Raw genomic sequence first — 244 nt, forward strand, 5'->3', positions numbered from 1 at the left:
AGCGACGGGGCTGACCGGAGAAACGGGAGCGACGGGGCTCACGGGTGAGACTGGAGCAACGGGGCTCACGGGAGAGACCGGAGCAACGGGGCTTACGGGAGAGACTGGAGCGACGGGGCTGACTGGCGAGACAGGAGCGACGGGGCTGACTGGCGAGACTGGTGCGACAGGGCTTACGGGAGAGACCGGAGCAACGGGGCTTACAGGAGAGACTGGGGCGACAGGACTGACTGGTGAGACTGGA

The 244-nt window shown here is 66.8% G+C and carries 1 protein-coding gene; it reads left to right on the plus strand.

Translation table 11 applies throughout. From position 1 onward, the window contains the following. The coding region (locus C173_RS33140) for a collagen-like protein (RefSeq protein ID WP_162174720.1) at window positions 1-244 on the plus strand (244 nt) is incomplete at both ends.

This window comes from Paenibacillus sp. FSL R7-277 (assembly GCF_000517965.1).
Lineage (GTDB): Bacteria > Bacillota > Bacilli > Paenibacillales > Paenibacillaceae > Paenibacillus_AQ > Paenibacillus_AQ silagei.